Annotated in this window: 16 protein-coding genes; 9 read left to right on the top strand and 7 right to left on the bottom strand. The window is 73.1% G+C overall.

The genetic code is table 11. The annotated features are described in order from the left end of the window. Positions 1-10: 10 nt before the first annotated feature. From PO879_RS11420 to PO879_RS11390, 7 genes are all read right to left on the bottom strand, one after another. A complete protein-coding gene (locus tag PO879_RS11420; protein WP_278237513.1) occupies positions 11-226 on the bottom strand; it encodes a HepT-like ribonuclease domain-containing protein in 216 nt (71 codons plus the stop codon). A 40-nt stretch (positions 227-266) separates the two neighbouring features. Further along, the gene (locus tag PO879_RS11415) at positions 267-614 is read right to left on the bottom strand and encodes a nucleotidyltransferase domain-containing protein (RefSeq protein WP_278235019.1); all 348 of its coding nucleotides are present in this window, start codon (positions 612-614) and stop codon (positions 267-269) included. Between the two features lies 1 nt (position 615). After that, entirely contained in the window at positions 616-1,668 is a 1,053-nt protein-coding gene (locus PO879_RS11410; protein ID WP_278235018.1) for an ABC transporter ATP-binding protein, read from the bottom strand. Beyond that, positions 1,665-2,513 (bottom strand): ABC transporter permease, encoded by an 849-nt coding sequence (locus PO879_RS11405; RefSeq protein ID WP_278235017.1) that lies wholly within the window; start codon positions 2,511-2,513, stop codon positions 1,665-1,667. Before PO879_RS11405 ends, PO879_RS11410 begins: the two co-directional genes overlap by 4 nt. After that, positions 2,510-3,316 (bottom strand): molybdate ABC transporter substrate-binding protein, encoded by an 807-nt coding sequence (gene modA / locus PO879_RS11400; protein ID WP_278235016.1) that lies wholly within the window; start codon positions 3,314-3,316, stop codon positions 2,510-2,512. The genes PO879_RS11405 and modA overlap by 4 nt, the downstream gene beginning before the upstream one ends. Further along, positions 3,313-3,720: a TOBE domain-containing protein gene (locus PO879_RS11395; protein WP_278235015.1), complete on the bottom strand. Its 408-nt coding sequence runs from the start codon at positions 3,718-3,720 to the stop codon at positions 3,313-3,315. Before PO879_RS11395 ends, modA begins: the two co-directional genes overlap by 4 nt. Positions 3,721-3,796: 76 nt before the next feature. Further along, entirely contained in the window at positions 3,797-4,663 is an 867-nt protein-coding gene (locus tag PO879_RS11390; protein WP_278235014.1) for an AraC family transcriptional regulator, read from the bottom strand. A gap of 97 nt (positions 4,664-4,760) precedes the next feature. On the opposite strand from PO879_RS11390, the gene glp reads away from it, so the two are divergent. From glp to PO879_RS11345, 9 genes are all read left to right on the top strand, one after another. Then, a complete protein-coding gene (gene glp, locus PO879_RS11385; RefSeq protein WP_278235013.1) occupies positions 4,761-6,050 on the top strand; it encodes a gephyrin-like molybdotransferase Glp in 1,290 nt (429 codons plus the stop codon). A 55-nt stretch (positions 6,051-6,105) separates the two neighbouring features. Continuing rightward, complete coding sequence (locus tag PO879_RS11380) at positions 6,106-6,558, top strand: helix-turn-helix domain-containing protein (protein ID WP_278235012.1); 453 nt, start codon at positions 6,106-6,108, stop codon at positions 6,556-6,558. A gap of 3 nt (positions 6,559-6,561) precedes the next feature. Further along, complete coding sequence (locus PO879_RS11375) at positions 6,562-7,158, top strand: PIN domain-containing protein (protein WP_278235011.1); 597 nt, start codon at positions 6,562-6,564, stop codon at positions 7,156-7,158. Between the two features lie 74 nt (positions 7,159-7,232). Next, positions 7,233-7,712, top strand: a complete 480-nt coding sequence (moaC, locus tag PO879_RS11370) for a cyclic pyranopterin monophosphate synthase MoaC (RefSeq protein ID WP_278235010.1) — start codon at positions 7,233-7,235, stop codon at positions 7,710-7,712. Further along, the gene (locus tag PO879_RS11365; RefSeq protein ID WP_278235009.1) at positions 7,709-8,761 is read left to right on the top strand and encodes a molybdenum cofactor biosynthesis protein MoaE; all 1,053 of its coding nucleotides are present in this window, start codon (positions 7,709-7,711) and stop codon (positions 8,759-8,761) included. The genes moaC and PO879_RS11365 overlap by 4 nt, the downstream gene beginning before the upstream one ends. A 124-nt stretch (positions 8,762-8,885) precedes the next feature. Next, on the top strand, positions 8,886-11,129 hold the full coding sequence (locus PO879_RS11360) for a PhoX family phosphatase (protein WP_278235008.1): 2,244 nt from the start codon (positions 8,886-8,888) through the stop codon (positions 11,127-11,129). Positions 11,130-11,439: 310 nt separating this feature from the next. Further along, positions 11,440-12,687, top strand: coding sequence for a cysteine desulfurase family protein (locus PO879_RS11355; protein WP_278235007.1), 1,248 nt, complete (start codon positions 11,440-11,442; stop codon positions 12,685-12,687). After that, positions 12,684-13,832: a tRNA 2-thiouridine(34) synthase MnmA gene (mnmA, locus tag PO879_RS11350; RefSeq protein ID WP_278235006.1), complete on the top strand. Its 1,149-nt coding sequence runs from the start codon at positions 12,684-12,686 to the stop codon at positions 13,830-13,832. The genes PO879_RS11355 and mnmA overlap by 4 nt, the downstream gene beginning before the upstream one ends. Further along, complete coding sequence (locus PO879_RS11345; RefSeq protein WP_278235005.1) at positions 13,829-14,866, top strand: hypothetical protein; 1,038 nt, start codon at positions 13,829-13,831, stop codon at positions 14,864-14,866. The genes mnmA and PO879_RS11345 overlap by 4 nt, the downstream gene beginning before the upstream one ends. Positions 14,867-15,058 lie beyond the last annotated feature (192 nt).

The raw sequence follows: 15,058 nt of genomic DNA, 5'->3' as shown, positions 1-15,058 counted from the left end.
AACGCCGGTTTCAGCCGTCGTCCGGTCCGCCCAGCGCGTCGGCGAGCGGCGGCAGGTGGGACTCGATCACATCGCGGACGACGTCGAGGTCCACACCGAAGTAGTGATGGACGAGGATGTTCCGGAAGCCACGGATCTGCGGCCATGGGATCTCCGGGTGAGCATCGGTCACCTCCGCGGGCAGGTGCTTTGCCGCCTCGCCGATGATCTGGAGATTCCGCTCGATCGCGCGCAGGATGTCGGTGATGCGCTGGTCGTCCCGCGGCTCACAGCGTGACCGCGTCCTGGAGCGCGGTCTGCGAGATAGGCTGCTTGAGCAGCTGGACCGGGAACACGTCGACGTCCTCGCGGCCGAACAGGGCTCTGGTTTCCTCCATGAGCCCGGATGCCCGCATCAGCAGGTTGCCGTCCGCAGGGTCCATCTCGACGAGGATGTCGATGTCGCTGCCTTTCCCTGCCGTTCCCCGGGCGACCGATCCGAACAGCCTCGGGTTCGTCGCGCCGTACGCGGCGAGGAGCTGCCGGAACTCTTCGCGGCGCGACGCGATGAGCTCGCGCAGTGCGAGCGTCTCGGGCGTCACCGTGGACCTCGGCATGATGTTGAGGATACCCACGTCACACCGGGTAGACGTCGACCTCGGCGGCCTTGACCGCCAGCCAGACCTCCCGGCCGGGGGCCAGCCCGAGCTCGGCCACGGATCCGGGCGTGACGTCGGCGGCGAGCCGGTCGGTGCGCACCCGGACGAGGTCGCCGTGGGGCGCGAGGGACCGCACCGTGGCGCGGAAGGTGTTGCGCGGGGACCCGTGCGGGGCGTCGAGGTGGACGGCGACGGCCGCCGGGCGGCACACCGCCGTCATCGCGACGCCGAGGGCGACGTCGGGGGCGCCGTGACCGTGCACCACCTCCCCGCCCGCGGTTGCGACGCCGTCGGACGTCCAGGTCCCGGACAGCAGGTTGAGGCCGGCGATCGACGCCGCGAAGGCGCTGCGCGGGCGGGACAGCACCTCCGCCGTCGGGCCGCGCTCGACGACGCGCCCACCGTCGACGACGGCGACCTCGTCCGCGAGCAGCAGCGCGTCCAGGACGTCGTGGGTCGCCAGGATCGTCGTCTGCTCGGCGAGCAGGTGCTGGAGCGTCTGGCGCAGCGCGGGGGTGACGTCGACGTCGAGGGCCGCCATCGGCTCGTCGAGGAGCAGCAGCCGGGGCGCGGCGGCCAGCGACCGGGCGATCGCCACGCGCTGCGCCTGCCCGCCGGACAGCGCGGCCGGACGGCGGTCGGCCAGGTCCGCGAGGTCGATCGCGTCCAGCCACCGGTCGGCCCGGGCGGCGGCCTCGCGGCGGGTCGTGCCCTGGGCGCGCGGCCCGAAGGCGATGTTCTCGCGCACGCTCAGGTGCGGGAAAAGCATCGGGTCCTGGGCGAGCAGCGCGACCCGACGACGGTGCGGGGCAATCCACGCGGTGCGGCGACCGTCGCGCGCGCCGGCGAGCGTGCGCCCGTCCAGGGTGATCGCGCCGTCGTGCGGGCGCAGCGTCCCGGCGGCGAGGCCGAGGGCCGTGGACTTGCCGGCCCCGTTGGGTCCGAGCAGCGCGAGCGTGCGGCCCGCGGCGACGTCGAGACGGACGTCGAGGCCGCGCGACGGCACGGTGGCGGTGAGCTCGAACGTCATCGCGCGGCACCTCCAGCGCCCCGGTGGTGGGTGGCGGCGATGACGACGACGGCGACGGCCACCAGCAGCAGCGACAGCGCGACGGCGGCATCCGGGTCGGTCTCGCGCTGCAGGTAGACCTCCAGCGGGAGGGTGCGGGTGACACCCTGCAGGCTGCCGGCGAAGGTGATGGTGGCGCCGAACTCGCCGAGCGCCCGCGCGAACGCCAGCACCGTGCCGGAGACCAGCCCCGGCCACACCAGCGGCAGGGTGACGCGGCGCAGCACCGTCGCCGGGCTCGCGCCCAGCGACGCGGCGACGACGTCGTACCGCTCGCCGGCCGTGCGCAGCGAGCCCTCCAGGCTGACGACGAGGAACGGCAGGGCGACGAAGCTCTGGGCGAGCACCACCGCCGTCGTCGAGAAGGCGATCTGCAGGCCGAGCACCTCCATCGACTCCCCGAGCAGCCCGCGGCGGCCGAACGTGGACAGCAGCGCGACGCCACCGACCACGGGTGGCAGCACCAGCGGGACCAGCACGAGGGAGCGCAGCAGGTGCTGGCCGGGGAACCGGCCGCGGGCCAGCACGAGCGCCATCGGGATGCCGAGCACCAGGCACAGCAGCGTGCTCGCCGTCGCCGTCTGGAGGCTGAGCGCCAGGGCGGAGCGGGCCGACTCGCTGGTGACCAGCCCCCCGTAGTTCGACCAGTCGACGCGGGTGCCCATCGCGACCAGAGGCAGGACGACGAACAGGCCGCCGCCGACGGCGGGCAGGTAGGCCCAGCGGGGGAGGCCGGCGGGGACCTCGGCCGGGTCGAGCCGCGTGCGGGTGGTCGCGGCGCGCTCGCTGGTGGCCGGGGCGCTCATGGTGCGGCGAACCCGAGGTCGGCGAGCACTGCCTGGCCGTCGGGGGAGAGGACGGCGTCGACGAACTGCTGGGCGAGGTCGGCCTGGTCGGGGGTCTGGCCGCTCCGGTCGACCATGGCGATCGGGTAGGTGTTCACCGCGGCGGCGGACTCGTCGAACGCGACGCCCTCGACCCGGTCGCCGGCCCGGGCGACGTCGGTGACGTAGACGAGTCCGGCGTCGGCCTCGCCCGCGGTCACCTTGCCGAGCACGTCCGTGACGCTCTGCTCCTCGCTGACCGGCTGCAGCGTGAGGCCGGCGTGGTCGACGACGGCGGTCGTGGCGGCGCCGCACGGCACTTCCGGGGCGCAGACCACGAGGTTGAGGCCCGGGTCGGTCAGGTCCTGGAGGTTGGCGATGCCGGTCGGGTTGCCGGGCGGGACGACGATCTCCAGCGTGTTGGTGGCGAAGGGCTCCGGGGCGTCGACGAGGTCGTCCGCGACGAGCGTGTTCATGGTCGCGGTGTCGGCGGTGGCGACGACATCGGCCGGGGCGCCCTGCTGGATCTGCGCGACCAGGCTGGAAGACCCGGCGAGGCTGAGCCGGACGTCGACGCCGGGATGGTCGGCCTCGAAGTCCGCAGCGGTCTCGTCGAACGCCGCGGTGAGGGAGGCGGCGGCGAAGACGGTCAGCGTGGTGTCCACCTCACCGTCCGAGGTGGCCGCCGAGCCTGTGCTGCAGGCGGTGAGCGCGACGGCGGCGCTCGCGGCGACGGCCAGCGCTGCGGTGGCGCGCGTCGTGCGGCGGGGGAGTGCCGCTGTCATGGGTTGCCTCGGTCGGGGGCCTCGATGACGACGTTCGTCGACTTGATGGTGGCCACGGCGACCGATCCGCGTTCCAGGCCGAGGTCGCGGACGGCCTCGCTGCTCATCAGCGACACCACGCGGAACGGCCCGCACTGCAGCTCGACCTGCGCCATCACGGTGTCGACCTTCAGGTCGGTGACCAGCCCGACGAACCGGTTGCGGGCCGAGCTCTTCATGCCGTGGGGCAGCCCGGGTGGGGTGGCGTGCTCGCGGGCGACCATCGCCACCTCGTAGCCGTCGACCACCTTGCGGCCGGAGTCGTCGCGGTCTGCCGTGAGCAGTCCCCGGTCGACCCAGCGGCGCACGGTGTCGTCGCTGACGCCGAGGTAGACGGCGGCCTCGCTGATCCTCATCTGCGGCATGAGATCCACTCTAGACCCGTGGATGCGTGACGGGCCGGTGATGGGCGCTCGCGGCCCACCACCGGCTCGTGCAGGCTCAGGCACGCTCGACGGGCAGCCAGAGCTCGGTGGTGGCGGTGCTGAAGTCGTCGGCCCGCTCCAGGACCGCCACGATCGAAGGTCCGGGACGCAGCCGCCACGGGTTCGACGGGAACCACTGCGTCGCCGAGGCCGCGTACGTCTCCTGCAACACGGTCGGATACGCGCCCGAGCTGCGAAAGACGACCCAGGTCCCCGCGGGGACCTCGATCACGTCGAGGTCCGCCGGGGCGTGCGTGCCGACGTCGACGGCGACCCCGTGCAGGTACGTGAGCTCGCTGCCCTCCGTGTAGTCCGGGTCGACGTCGGCGCTCACCTGGAGCAGACCGGCGGGTTCGGTGTCCGCGAGCGCCCGGAGGCGCGCATGCTCGGCGGCGGGCAGTGACGCGACGTGCGCCTGGATGTGCGGGTTCACGCCCTCGTGGATCAGCGGCACACGGGCGGCGTGGCCGACGAGCCGGAAGGCAGGGCGATCGGTGAGGCGGGTGTCCATGGAGGAGCTCCCTTCGACGGTCAGGCGGAACCTGAGCTGTGGTTGTGATCGAAGGGGGCCACCGTGCGTCCTGACATCGGCGGGCCGGGTCCCGTGCACCGCGCGGAACGCCCGGCCGAACGCCTCGGCGGAGCCGTACCCGTAGCGGACCGCGACGTCGAGGACGGGGTCCCCGGCGACGATGTCGGTCGCGGCGACGGTCATGCGTCGACGTCGCACGTAGTCGGACAGCGGCATGCCGGCCAGCGACGAGAACATCCGGCGCAGGTGGTACTCGGTCGTGCCGAGGTCGGTGGACAGGTGCTCGACGTCGATGTCGTCGCAGAGATGGCTCTCGACGAGGTCGACCAGTCGGTTGAGCTCGGTGATCACGGCGACTCCCTTCACGACCCAGCCTGCGGTGGCGGTGTGCGGCTGCGCCCGATCATCGTGGACCGATCCGATCGGGGCGCGACGTAGGCTGACTGATGTGCACGCAGAGTCGAGACGTCGGCCCGTCGACGACCACCGCGAGGCCGTCCGGGCGCTGATCGGGCCGGCGCTCGCCGTTGCGCGGCGCGCCGAGGCGTGCGATCTGGCCGAGGAGCTTGCCGCGGCCGGTCGCGGTTCCGCGGCCGGTGCCCGTGTCGCAGCGGCCGACGTCGCCGCCGTCGTCGACCTGCCCGGCTTCGACAACTCGCAGATGGACGGGTACGCCGTCCGCGCAGCCGACCTGACCGGAGCGGCGCCGTCGGACCCGGTCGAGCTGCCGGTCGGGGCGCCGGTCCCGGCGGGCACCCAGCCGCCGCCGCTCGCGCCCGGCACCGCGGCCCCCGTGATGACCGGCGCCCCGATCCCCGACGGCGCCGACGCCGTCATCAAGATCGAAGAGGTGGACCCGCCAGCCTTCCCGGAGCCCGGAACCGCTGCGACGGTCCGGTTCACCGCACCGGTGGCGCTGGGCACCTTCGTCCGCCGCGCGGGATCCGACGTCGCCGCCGGTGACGTCGTCGTCCTCGCGGGCACCCGGCTCGGTCCGGCACAGCTCGGCGTCCTCGTCGCCGCGGGTGTCTCCGAGGTCGAGGTCGCCGAGCCGCCCCACGTGCTGCTGATCTCCACCGGCTCCGAGCTCGTCGCGGCCGGTGAGCCGCTCGGCCCGGCACAGCTCTACGACGCCAACGGCGCCGCTCTGACCGCCGCCCTGGCCGAGGTGGGGTGCCGTGTCACGCACCGCGTGGTCCCGGACGACCCGGCCGCCCTGCGCACCGTCCTGGCCGAGGCGCCGGACGACGTCGCGCTCGTCGTCACCAGCGGCGGCGTCTCCGCCGGTGCGTACGAGGTGGTGCGCCAGACCCTCACGGACGCCTGGTTCGGGCACGTCGCCGTCCAGCCCGGCGGGCCGCAGGGCCTCGGCACGATCGCGTTGGGTGATCCGACCGCGCCGCGCGACGTGCCGCTGGTCGCGTTCCCCGGCAACCCGGTCAGCGCCCTGGTCTCCTTCGAGCTGTTCCTGCGCCCTGTCCTCGCCGAGGCCACCGGCGCGGTGCCCGCGCACCGGCCCCCCGGCCGGGCGCCGCTCGCCGAGGCGGTCGACTCACCCGAGCATCTGCACCAGGTCCGCCGGGGCCGCCTCGACGCCGACGGCCGTGTCGAGATGGTCGGCGGGCCGGGATCCCACCTCCTGGCCCACCTCGCGATGGCTACGCTGCTGGTACACGTGCCACCCGGCGTCGCGCACGTCGACGCGGGGGACGACGTCGACCACTGGGAGATTCGCTGATACCGACCGCTCCACAGGACTACTGGTTTCGTTTTGTTCGAGTTAGACTCGTGTCATGACTGCAGTGGTTGAGCACACCGTCCTCCCGCCGCGGCAGGAGAGTGAGCTCGTCGGCCTCCTGGAGGTGCTTGAGTCGACCGATCAGGGAGCGTTGGTCGCGCCCGACGGCACGCAGGTCTCCTTGCCCGGCGAGGTCTACGAAGTCCTCCAGGACGTCGTGCGCGCCATGGTGAGGGGTCAGGCGATCACCGTCGCGCCGCACCACACCGTGATGACGACGCAGGCAGCAGCGGATTTTCTGGGAGTCTCGCGACCCACGTTGGTGCGGATGCTCGAGGAGGGGCAGATCCCCTACACCCAGCCCAGCCGCCACCGTCGTGTCTTGCTTGCCGACCTCGTGGAGTATCAGGAGCGGACTCGCCGAGACCGGCGTGAGCTGCTGGACGAGATGACCCGGGAGTCGGCCGGCGACGCGAACCTCGGTAGCGGGTTCGTCTCAACGCGATAGCCCGTGCCGTTCGCCGTCGTCCTGGACGCCTGTGTCCTCGTTCCGCTCGGTCTCTGCGACTCGCTGCTGCGTCTCGCAGAGACCGGGCTGTACCGGCCGCTATGGTCGGACGAGATCCTCGAGGAAGTGCGTCGCACGCTCGCCAACAAGCTCGGTCTGGGTGACGATCGCGCTCGGCGGCGCGTCGACGCGATGCGTCGGGCCTTCCCGGATGCCCTCGTCGAGAACCACGAGAGCCTCATCGCCGCGATGACCAACGACCCGAAGGACCGGCATGTCTTGGCGGCGGCAGTTCGAGCAGATGCGGCACTGCTGGTGACAGCGAACGTCAAGGACTTCCCGCCGGCCTCCGTCGACCCGTACGACATCGACGTCGTCCATCCGGACGACTTCCTGCTCGACCAGCTCGAGCTCGATCATTCGGGTGTCTTGACCTGCCTCCGCGAGCAGCGAGCGGCCTACCGGGACCCTGCGATGGACGTCCATCAGTTCTACGAGATGCTCTCCGGGACCGTTCCCCTGTTCGCTCGTGCTGCGCGGTCTATCGAGCAGCAACGTCATTCTGCGGACGTCGAGGAGCTGGGGCGTCGAGAACCGTAGGCTGGCGTTGCGCACGTGCCACCCGACGTCGGGCACCTCGGCGCGGGGGACGACGTCGACTACTGGGAGATCCGATGAGCGACCTGTCCCACTACCGCGACGACGGTGCCGCCCACATGGTCGACGTCACCGCCAAGGACGTGACCAAGCGCCGCGCGACCGCCCGGGGCGTGCTGCGCACCCGGGCCGACGTCGTCGACCGGATCGCGTCCGGCGATCTCCCCAAGGGGGAGGCGATCGCCACCGCCCGGATCGCCGGGATCATGGGCGCCAAGCGCACCCCGGACCTCGTGCCGCTGTGTCACCCGCTGCCGCTCTCCGGTGTCGACCTCGACCTCACGCCCATCGGCGACCACGTCGAGATCACCGCGACCGTGAAGACCACCGGCCGCACCGGCGTCGAGATGGAGGCGCTGACCGCCGTCACCGTCGCCGGGCTCACGCTCTACGACATGATCAAGGCCGTCGACAAGGCCGCCGTGCTGACCGACATCGAGGTGGTGGCCAAGTCCGGCGGGAAGTCGGGCGACTGGACCCGGGAGGAGCAGGCATGAGGGTCGCGATCGTCGTCGCCTCGCAGCGCGCCGCCGCCGGCGTCTACGAGGACCGTTCCGGACCGGCCGCCACCGAGTGGTTCACCGCTCGGGGCTGGGACGTGCTGCCCGTCGTCGTCGTGCGTGACGGCGAACCCGTCCGGGACGCCCTGCTCGAGCTGGTCGAGGGGGACGACGCCGCCCCGGACGTCATCATCACGTCCGGTGGGACGGGGATCTCGCCGACGGACGCCACCCCCGAGGCCACCCGCGCCGTGCTGGACCGCGAGGTGCCCGGCATCGCCGAGCTCGTGCGCGCCCGGTCGCTGGCGCCCACGGACCCGGCGAAGAAGGTCGTCCCCGGTGCCGCGCTCTCGCGGGGGATCGCCGGGGTCGCCGACCGCACGCTGATCGTCAACCTGCCGGGGTCGGTCGGGGGTGTGGTCGACGGGCTCGACGCCCTGGCCGACGTGCTGCCGCACGCCGTCGAGCAGCTCGCGGGGCGCGACCACGAGCGCCCCGGGCACGACGGGCACCACGGGCACCATGAGCGGCACGGGCACGACCCGCACGACGAAGAGGTCGCGCACCCGGAGCATCAGCCCGCCGAGACGTCGACGAGCAACGCGACCGTCCTGCGCGCCGACGTGCTCGACACCCCGCTGGACGGCCTGCTCGTCGAGCTGAGCGACCTGGTCCGCGACGACACGTGCGGCGCCGTCGCCACGTTCGTCGGGCACGTCCGCGACCACGACGAGGGGCGCGGCGTGACCGCGCTGCACTACGAGGCGCACCCGCTGGCCGCCGAGGTCCTCCGCGAGGTCGCCGAACGGGTGACCACCCGCACGGCCACGGTCACCGGCGACACCGTGCGCACCGCCGTCGTGCACCGCATCGGCGACCTCCAGGTCGGCGACGTGGCCGTCGTGGCCGCCGTCGCCTCCGGGCACCGCCAGGCCGCGTTCACGTGCGCGAGCGACCTGGTCGAGGAGTTGAAGGCCGAGGTGCCCATCTGGAAGGAGCAGGGGTTCACCGACGGCTCCAGCGAGTGGGTGGCGTCGCTCGGCTGACCCGACAGGTCACCCGGGCACTCATCTGCTGTTCACCCGGGTGACAGGTGGGCGACGCCGTGCCGCCACGGAGCGTTCCTAGCGTCGGGGCTGGTCATGCCCCCTCTGCCTCAGGAGAGCTTCGATGACGATCACGCCCGAGTCTCGCCCGCAGCTTCCCGTGGTGGCCACGCCCCACTACGCCCGGGGCAAGCGTGCCGCGGCGACCTGCCACTTCAAGTGCGCCGACGCCTGCGCGCACCCCGCGCCGAACCTCAGCGCCAACGAGTACTTCCGTGACGTGGCCTCGCAGGCCCTGAGCCGCCGCGTGATGCTGGGCGGTGCCGCCGCCGCGGCCGCCGCCGTCGTCGTCGGCGCCCAGGTCATCGGTGCCCAGTCCGCCGCGGCCGCCCCCGTCGCCGGCAAGAAGCCGGTCAAGGGCCTCGCGTTCGGCGCCATCGCCGCGCAGCCCATGGAGCAGGACGACGTCATCGTGCCCGAGGGCTACGAGTGGTCGCCGATCATCCGGTGGGGCGACCCGATCCTGCCGGGCGGACGCGCCTTCGACCCCGCGCACCAGACCCCCGAGCAGCAGGCCAAGCAGTTCGGCTACAACTGCGACTACCTGGACATCCTGCCCGAGGACCCGAAGCACATCCGGTCCATGGTGGAGACCCGCCGTGGCACGAAGGGTGTGCTCGTGTCCAACCACGAGTACACCAACCCGCACATCATGTTCGACGCCTCGTACGACGACGTCACGCGGCGGGCGATCGAGCGGGCCGCGCACGGCATGTCCGTGGTCGAGGTGACCCGCGAGAAGACCGGCATGCCGTGGGAGTACTCCCGCATCGCGCCGCTGAACCGCCGCATCCACCTGGGCACCGAGTTCACGATCGACGGCCCCGCCGCCGGCGACGACCTGCTCAAGACCGTCGACGACCCGACGGGCACGAAGGTCTTCGGGACGCTGAACAACTGCGCCGGCGGCACGACCCCGTGGGGCACCGTCGTCTCCGGCGAGGAGAACTTCCACGGGTACCTGCGCGTGAACGGCCAGGACCCCCGCGACGCCCGCTACGGGCTGCGCGACGCGGCCACCCGCTACGGCTGGGAGCTGGACGACCCGCGCTTCGACGGCAACAATCCCGGCTACGAGAACGAGAACCGCCGCTTCGGCTGGGTCGTCGAGATGGACCCGTACGACCCGACCGCCGCGCCCGTGAAGCACACCGCGCTCGGCCGGTTCAAGCACGAGGGCGCGAACGTCATCATGGCCGACGACGACCGCGCCGTCGTCTACATGGGCGACGACGAGCGCTTCGACTACGTCTACAAGTTCGTCTCGACCGACCGCATGCGCCACGGCAACAGCGACGCCGCCCGCGCGCACAACACCACGCTGCTCTCCTCGGGCGACCTGTACGTCGCGCGGTTCGACGGCGACTCCCCGGCCTCGGAGATCGACGGCTCGGGCGCGGTGCCCTCCGACGGCGCCTTCGACGGCACCGGCCAGTGGCTGCCGCTGGTGCTCGACGGCGCGTCGCAGGTGGACGGCATGTCGCTGGCCGAGGTGCTGGTCTTCACCCGCGTGGCGGCCGACACCGTCGGTGCCACCAAGATGGACCGCCCCGAGGACGTCGAGCCGAACCCGTTCACGGGCCGCATCTACGTCGCCTGCACCAACAACTCCAACCGCGCCCGCGACGGCTACCCGGGCGTCGATGAGGCCAACCCGCGCGGCTCCAACCGCGACGGCCACGTCGTGGAGATCATCGAGGACGGCGGCGACCAGACGGCGACCACGTTCACCTGGAACCTGCTCATCGTGGCGGGCGACCCCGAGGTCAACGACTCGACCTACTTCTCCGGCTTCCCGGCCGACAAGGTGTCGCCGATCTCCTGCCCGGACAACGTCGCCTTCGACGCTGACGGCAACCTGTGGATCTCCACGGACGGCCAGCCGTCGTCGATCCAGAAGAGCGACGGGCTGTTCAAGGTGACGCTCGACGGCGCCGAGCGGGGGCGGGTCGAGCAGTTCCTCGCTCTGCCGCGACGTGCCGAGACCTGCGGACCGGTCGTCGACGTGCGCGACTCGATGGCGTACGTCAACGTCCAGCACCCGGGCGACGACGGCAGCTGGGGCGCGCAGACGTCCTACTTCCCGGACTACCTGGCCGAGGGCGAGACGGTCCCGGCCGGTGCCTGGCGCGGGCCGAGACCGTCGACGATCCAGGTCTTCCCGGCCGGTGCCGGCGAGCACCCTGGTCGCGGGAAGGACTCCGAGCACCAGGGTCCCGGGCCGTTCCCGTCCTCCCGCGGGGGCCAGGGCCGTGGCTCGCAGAACCGCCCGACGTTCGCCGAGACCGGCGAGCAGTTCCGCGGCTGACCGCGAGGTAGGCAAGTTCTCGCCGAGGTAGGCAACCTTCCGCCGAGGTAGGCAACCTTCCGCCGAGGTAGGCAACTCTGCGGCGAGGTAGGCAAGTTCCCCGCGAGGTAGCACGCCCCGAGTGCTACCTCGCGGGGAACTTGCCTACCTCGGCCGGGTCTTGCCTACCTCGGCCGGAACTCGCCTATCTGGGCCCGAAGTTGCCTACCTCGGCCCGAGGTTGCCTACCTGGCCGGGGAGTTGCCTACCTCGGCCAGGAGGTGCCTACCTCGCGGAATGCGGGGCGGGGTCCGCGCGGTTCGTAGACTTGATGACCGTGACAGTCCCCCAGGCGCCCGGCGCCTACCTCGACCACGCCGCCACGACACCCATGTCGTCGGCGGCGCTCGAGGCCTACGTCGCCGAGGCCTCCCGCACCGGGAACGCCTCGTCCCTGCACTCGGCCGGCCGTGCCGCCCGCCGCACCGTCGAGGAGTCGCGCGAGACGGTCGCCGCCGCCCTCGACGCGCGCCCCAGCGAGGTGATCTTCACCGGCGGCGGCACCGAGTCCGACAACCTCGCCGTCAAGGGCATCTTCTGGGGGCGGCGCTCGCAGGACTCCCGCCGACGCCGCGTGCTGATCTCCGCCGTCGAGCACCACGCCGTCCTGGACCCGGCCTTCTGGCTGGCCGGGCACGCCGGCGCCGAGATCACCCTGCTCGACGTCGACGACACCGGCCGCATCGACCTCGACGCGCTCAAGGCGGAGCTCGCCGTCGGCCCCGAGGAGATCGCGCTCGTCTCGGTCATGTGGGCGAACAACGAGGTCGGCACCGTCCAGCCGATCCGCGACGTCGTCCGTCTCGCCCACGCCCAGGGCATCCCGGTGCACACCGACGCCATCCAGGCCGTCGGGCAGGTCGAGGTCGGCTTCGCCGCCTCGGGCGTGGACGCGCTGACCGTCACGGGGCACAAGCTCGGCGGTCCGGTCGGCGTCGGCGCGCTGCTGGCCCGCCGCGACCTGCCGCTGGAGGCCGTCTCCCACGGTGGCGGCCAGGAGCGCGGCGTCCGCTCCGGCACGCTCGACGGTGCCGCCATCCGCTCCTTCGCCGTCGCGCTGCACGACGCCGTCACCCGCCGCGCCGAGCGTGCCGCCCGGTTCGCCGGGCTCCGCGACGCGCTGGTCGAGGGTGTCCGCGCAGCCGTGCCCGACGCCGTCCTGCGCGGCCCCGACCCGGCCGCGGTCACGCCGTCGGGCGCCCCGGCGCGGCTGCCCGCCAACGCCCACTTCACGTTCCCCGGCGCGGAGGGCGACTCGCTGCTGTACCTGCTCGACTCCGCCGGGGTGCACGCCTCCACCGGGTCGGCCTGTCAGGCGGGGGTGCCGCAGCCCAGCCACGTGCTGCTCGCCATGGGTGTCGACGAGGCCGACGCCCGCGGCGCGCTGCGGTTCTCCCTGGGTGACACCTCCACGCGCGCCGATGTCGACCGGCTCTGCGAGGCACTGCCCGGAGTCGCGGACCGTGCTCGCGCCGCCGGGCTCGTCTCGACCCGCCCGCTGACCGGAGGTACCGCATGAGGGTTCTGGCCGCCATGTCCGGGGGAGTGGACTCCGCCGTCGCCGCAGCGCTCGCCGTGGAGGCCGGGCACGAGGTCGTCGGGGTGCACATGGCCCTGAGTCGCAACCGCGACCAGTTCCGCACCGGCTCACGGGGCTGCTGTTCGATCGAGGACGCCGGGGACGCCCGCCGCGCCGCCGACGTGCTCGGCATCCCGTACTACGTGTGGGACCTGTCCGAGACCTTCGAGGAGACCGTCGTCGCGGACTTCCTGTCCGAGTACTCGGCCGGCCGCACGCCCAACCCGTGCGTGCGCTGCAACGAGCACATCAAGTTCACCGCCCTGCTGGACAAGGCCACCGCACTGGGCTTCGACGCCGTCGCCACCGGCCACTACGCGCGCATCGAGCACGGCCCGGACGGCCCCGAGCTGCACCGCTCGCCCAACGACGCCAAGGACCAGTCCTACGTGCTGGCCGTCATGGGGCCGGACCGTCTCGCCCGCTCGGTGTTCCCGCTGGGCCACTTCGCCTCCAAGGACGAGGTGCGCGCCGAGGCCGAGCGTCGCGGGCTGTCCGTCAGCGCCAAGCCGGACTCGTACGACATCTGCTTCGTGGCCGACGGCGACACCAGCGGGTTCCTGCGCGACCGGCTCGGCGAGCAGCCCGGCGACGTGGTCGACACCGACGGCACGGTCGTCGGGGAGCACCGCGGCGCCTACGCCTACACGATCGGCCAGCGCAAGGGCCTCGGACTGGGCCGCCCCGCCGCCGACGGCAAGCCCCGCTACGTCGTCGACGTCGACACCACGTCCAACACGGTGGTCGTGGGCCCGTCCGAGCTGCTCACCGTCGACCGCATCGACGCGGCCCGGGCGACCTGGCTCGTCCCGGCCCCGAGCGAGTGGACCGACGTCACCGTCCAGGTGCGCGCGCACGGCCGCGCCGTCCCCGCCCAGGTCCGGGCCACGTCCGACGACGGCGACCCGGCCCTGGAGGTCCGCCTCGGCGAGCCGCTGCGGGGGATCGCGTCGGGGCAGTCGATCGTCGTCTACCGCGGCACGCAGGTGCTCGGACAGGGCACCGTCGCCGGTGCCCGCCGCGAGCGTGCGTCAGCCGCTGCCACGTCGTCCGCGGAGCCCACGGCCGCCGCGGCGCGCGCATGACGGCGGTCAGCGGGCACGGGCCGTGGCCCGGGGGAGAGTGCGACGTGCTGGAGGCCCAGCAGACCGTGCTGGGCGACCTGTCCGAGCTGCCCACCGGCGTCCAGGCGGTCCCGTTCCTCGTCCAGCTCACCGGCCGCGGTCCGGGCACGGGGGCGACCGCCCGCACCGCGCTGCTGCTCGCCGAGCACGCCGTCGAGCTCGGTCCGCACGGCTGGAAGCTCGCCGACCACGAGGGCGTCGACGCCCGGCGTGCCCGCTCGCTGCTGGCCGAGGACCTCGCCACCCTGGCGATCGCCGCCCACGGGTACACCGGACCGTTCACCGTCGAGGTGACCGGCCCGTGGACCCTGGCTGCCGAGCTGTGGTCCGCGCGGGGCGACCGCGTGCTGGCCGACGTCGGCGGTCGGGCGGCGCTGGCGGAGGCGCTGGCCGTGGGCCTGGCCGACCACGTCGCCCAGGTCCGCGACCAGGTGCCCGGCGCGGACGTCGTCGTGCAGCTCGCCGAGCCGCTGCTGGGACAGGTGCACGCCGGGGTGCTGCCGACGTTCTCGGGCTACTCGCGCCTCCGCGAGGTGCCGGGTCCGGAGATCGTCGAGGGTCTGCGCCCGGTGGTCCAGGCGGTGCACGACGCCGGTGCCCGGGTCGTCGTGCACCTCGGCGGCACGTGGGTGGGGATCCCGCCGGTGGTGCTCGCCGGTGCCGACGCCGTCGGGCTGGACCTGGCCGAGATGGGCCCCGAGGGCTGGAACGAACGGGCCTGGGAGCTGGTCGCCCGGGCGACCGAGCGGGAGGTCGGGCTCTGGGCCGGGCTGCCGCCGGCCACTGTGTCGCAGTGCGCGGGGCCGGAGCTGGGCGGGCTCGTGCGGCTCGTCGCCGAGCCGTGGCGCCGCATCGGGCTGCCCGCCGCGGGCCTCGACGGGGTCACCGTGCTGGCCGCACCCCGCCGCACGCTCGCCTCCGTGGACGACCACCGGGCCGGCCTGGCGAACCTCGGCCGGGTGGCCGAGACGCTGGCGGAGCGCGCCGAGTCCTGACCGGGGGTGCTGACCGAACCCACGGGTGACGGTTCCGGATCCTCGTCGTTCGCAACGCCCTGACCAGCCCGGAAACAGGCAATGTGTTCTGCGTCTCACCCTCTCCCCTTGTGGTCTGACCACACTTGTGAAAACCTTCACTTGTCAGCACAGGAGGCCGGGAGAACGGCCACAGCCCCTCAGGGGAGGGCG

The organism is Isoptericola sp. AK164 (genome assembly GCF_029643425.1).
In the GTDB taxonomy this organism is placed as follows: Bacteria; Actinomycetota; Actinomycetes; order Actinomycetales; family Cellulomonadaceae; genus Isoptericola; species Isoptericola haloaureus.
Note: the sequence above shows the minus strand (reverse complement) of the source record. Positions and strands in the feature narration are given on the sequence as shown.

Coding starts and splice junctions, on each gene's coding strand:
- PO879_RS11410 (WP_278235018.1), bottom strand. CDS start 1,668: ATGACGTTCGAGCTCACCGCCACCGTGCCGTCGCGCGGCCTCGACGTC.
- PO879_RS11405 (WP_278235017.1), bottom strand. CDS start 2,513: ATGAGCGCCCCGGCCACCAGCGAGCGCGCCGCGACCACCCGCACGCGG.
- modA (WP_278235016.1), bottom strand. CDS start 3,316: ATGACAGCGGCACTCCCCCGCCGCACGACGCGCGCCACCGCAGCGCTG.
- PO879_RS11395 (WP_278235015.1), bottom strand. CDS start 3,720: ATGCCGCAGATGAGGATCAGCGAGGCCGCCGTCTACCTCGGCGTCAGC.
- PO879_RS11380 (WP_278235012.1), top strand. CDS start 6,106: ATGACTGCAGTGGTTGAGCACACCGTCCTCCCGCCGCGGCAGGAGAGT.
- moaC (WP_278235010.1), top strand. CDS start 7,233: ATGAGCGACCTGTCCCACTACCGCGACGACGGTGCCGCCCACATGGTC.
- PO879_RS11365 (WP_278235009.1), top strand. CDS start 7,709: ATGAGGGTCGCGATCGTCGTCGCCTCGCAGCGCGCCGCCGCCGGCGTC.
- PO879_RS11360 (WP_278235008.1), top strand. CDS start 8,886: ATGACGATCACGCCCGAGTCTCGCCCGCAGCTTCCCGTGGTGGCCACG.
- PO879_RS11355 (WP_278235007.1), top strand. CDS start 11,440: ATGACCGTGACAGTCCCCCAGGCGCCCGGCGCCTACCTCGACCACGCC.
- mnmA (WP_278235006.1), top strand. CDS start 12,684: ATGAGGGTTCTGGCCGCCATGTCCGGGGGAGTGGACTCCGCCGTCGCC.
- PO879_RS11345 (WP_278235005.1), top strand. CDS start 13,829: ATGACGGCGGTCAGCGGGCACGGGCCGTGGCCCGGGGGAGAGTGCGAC.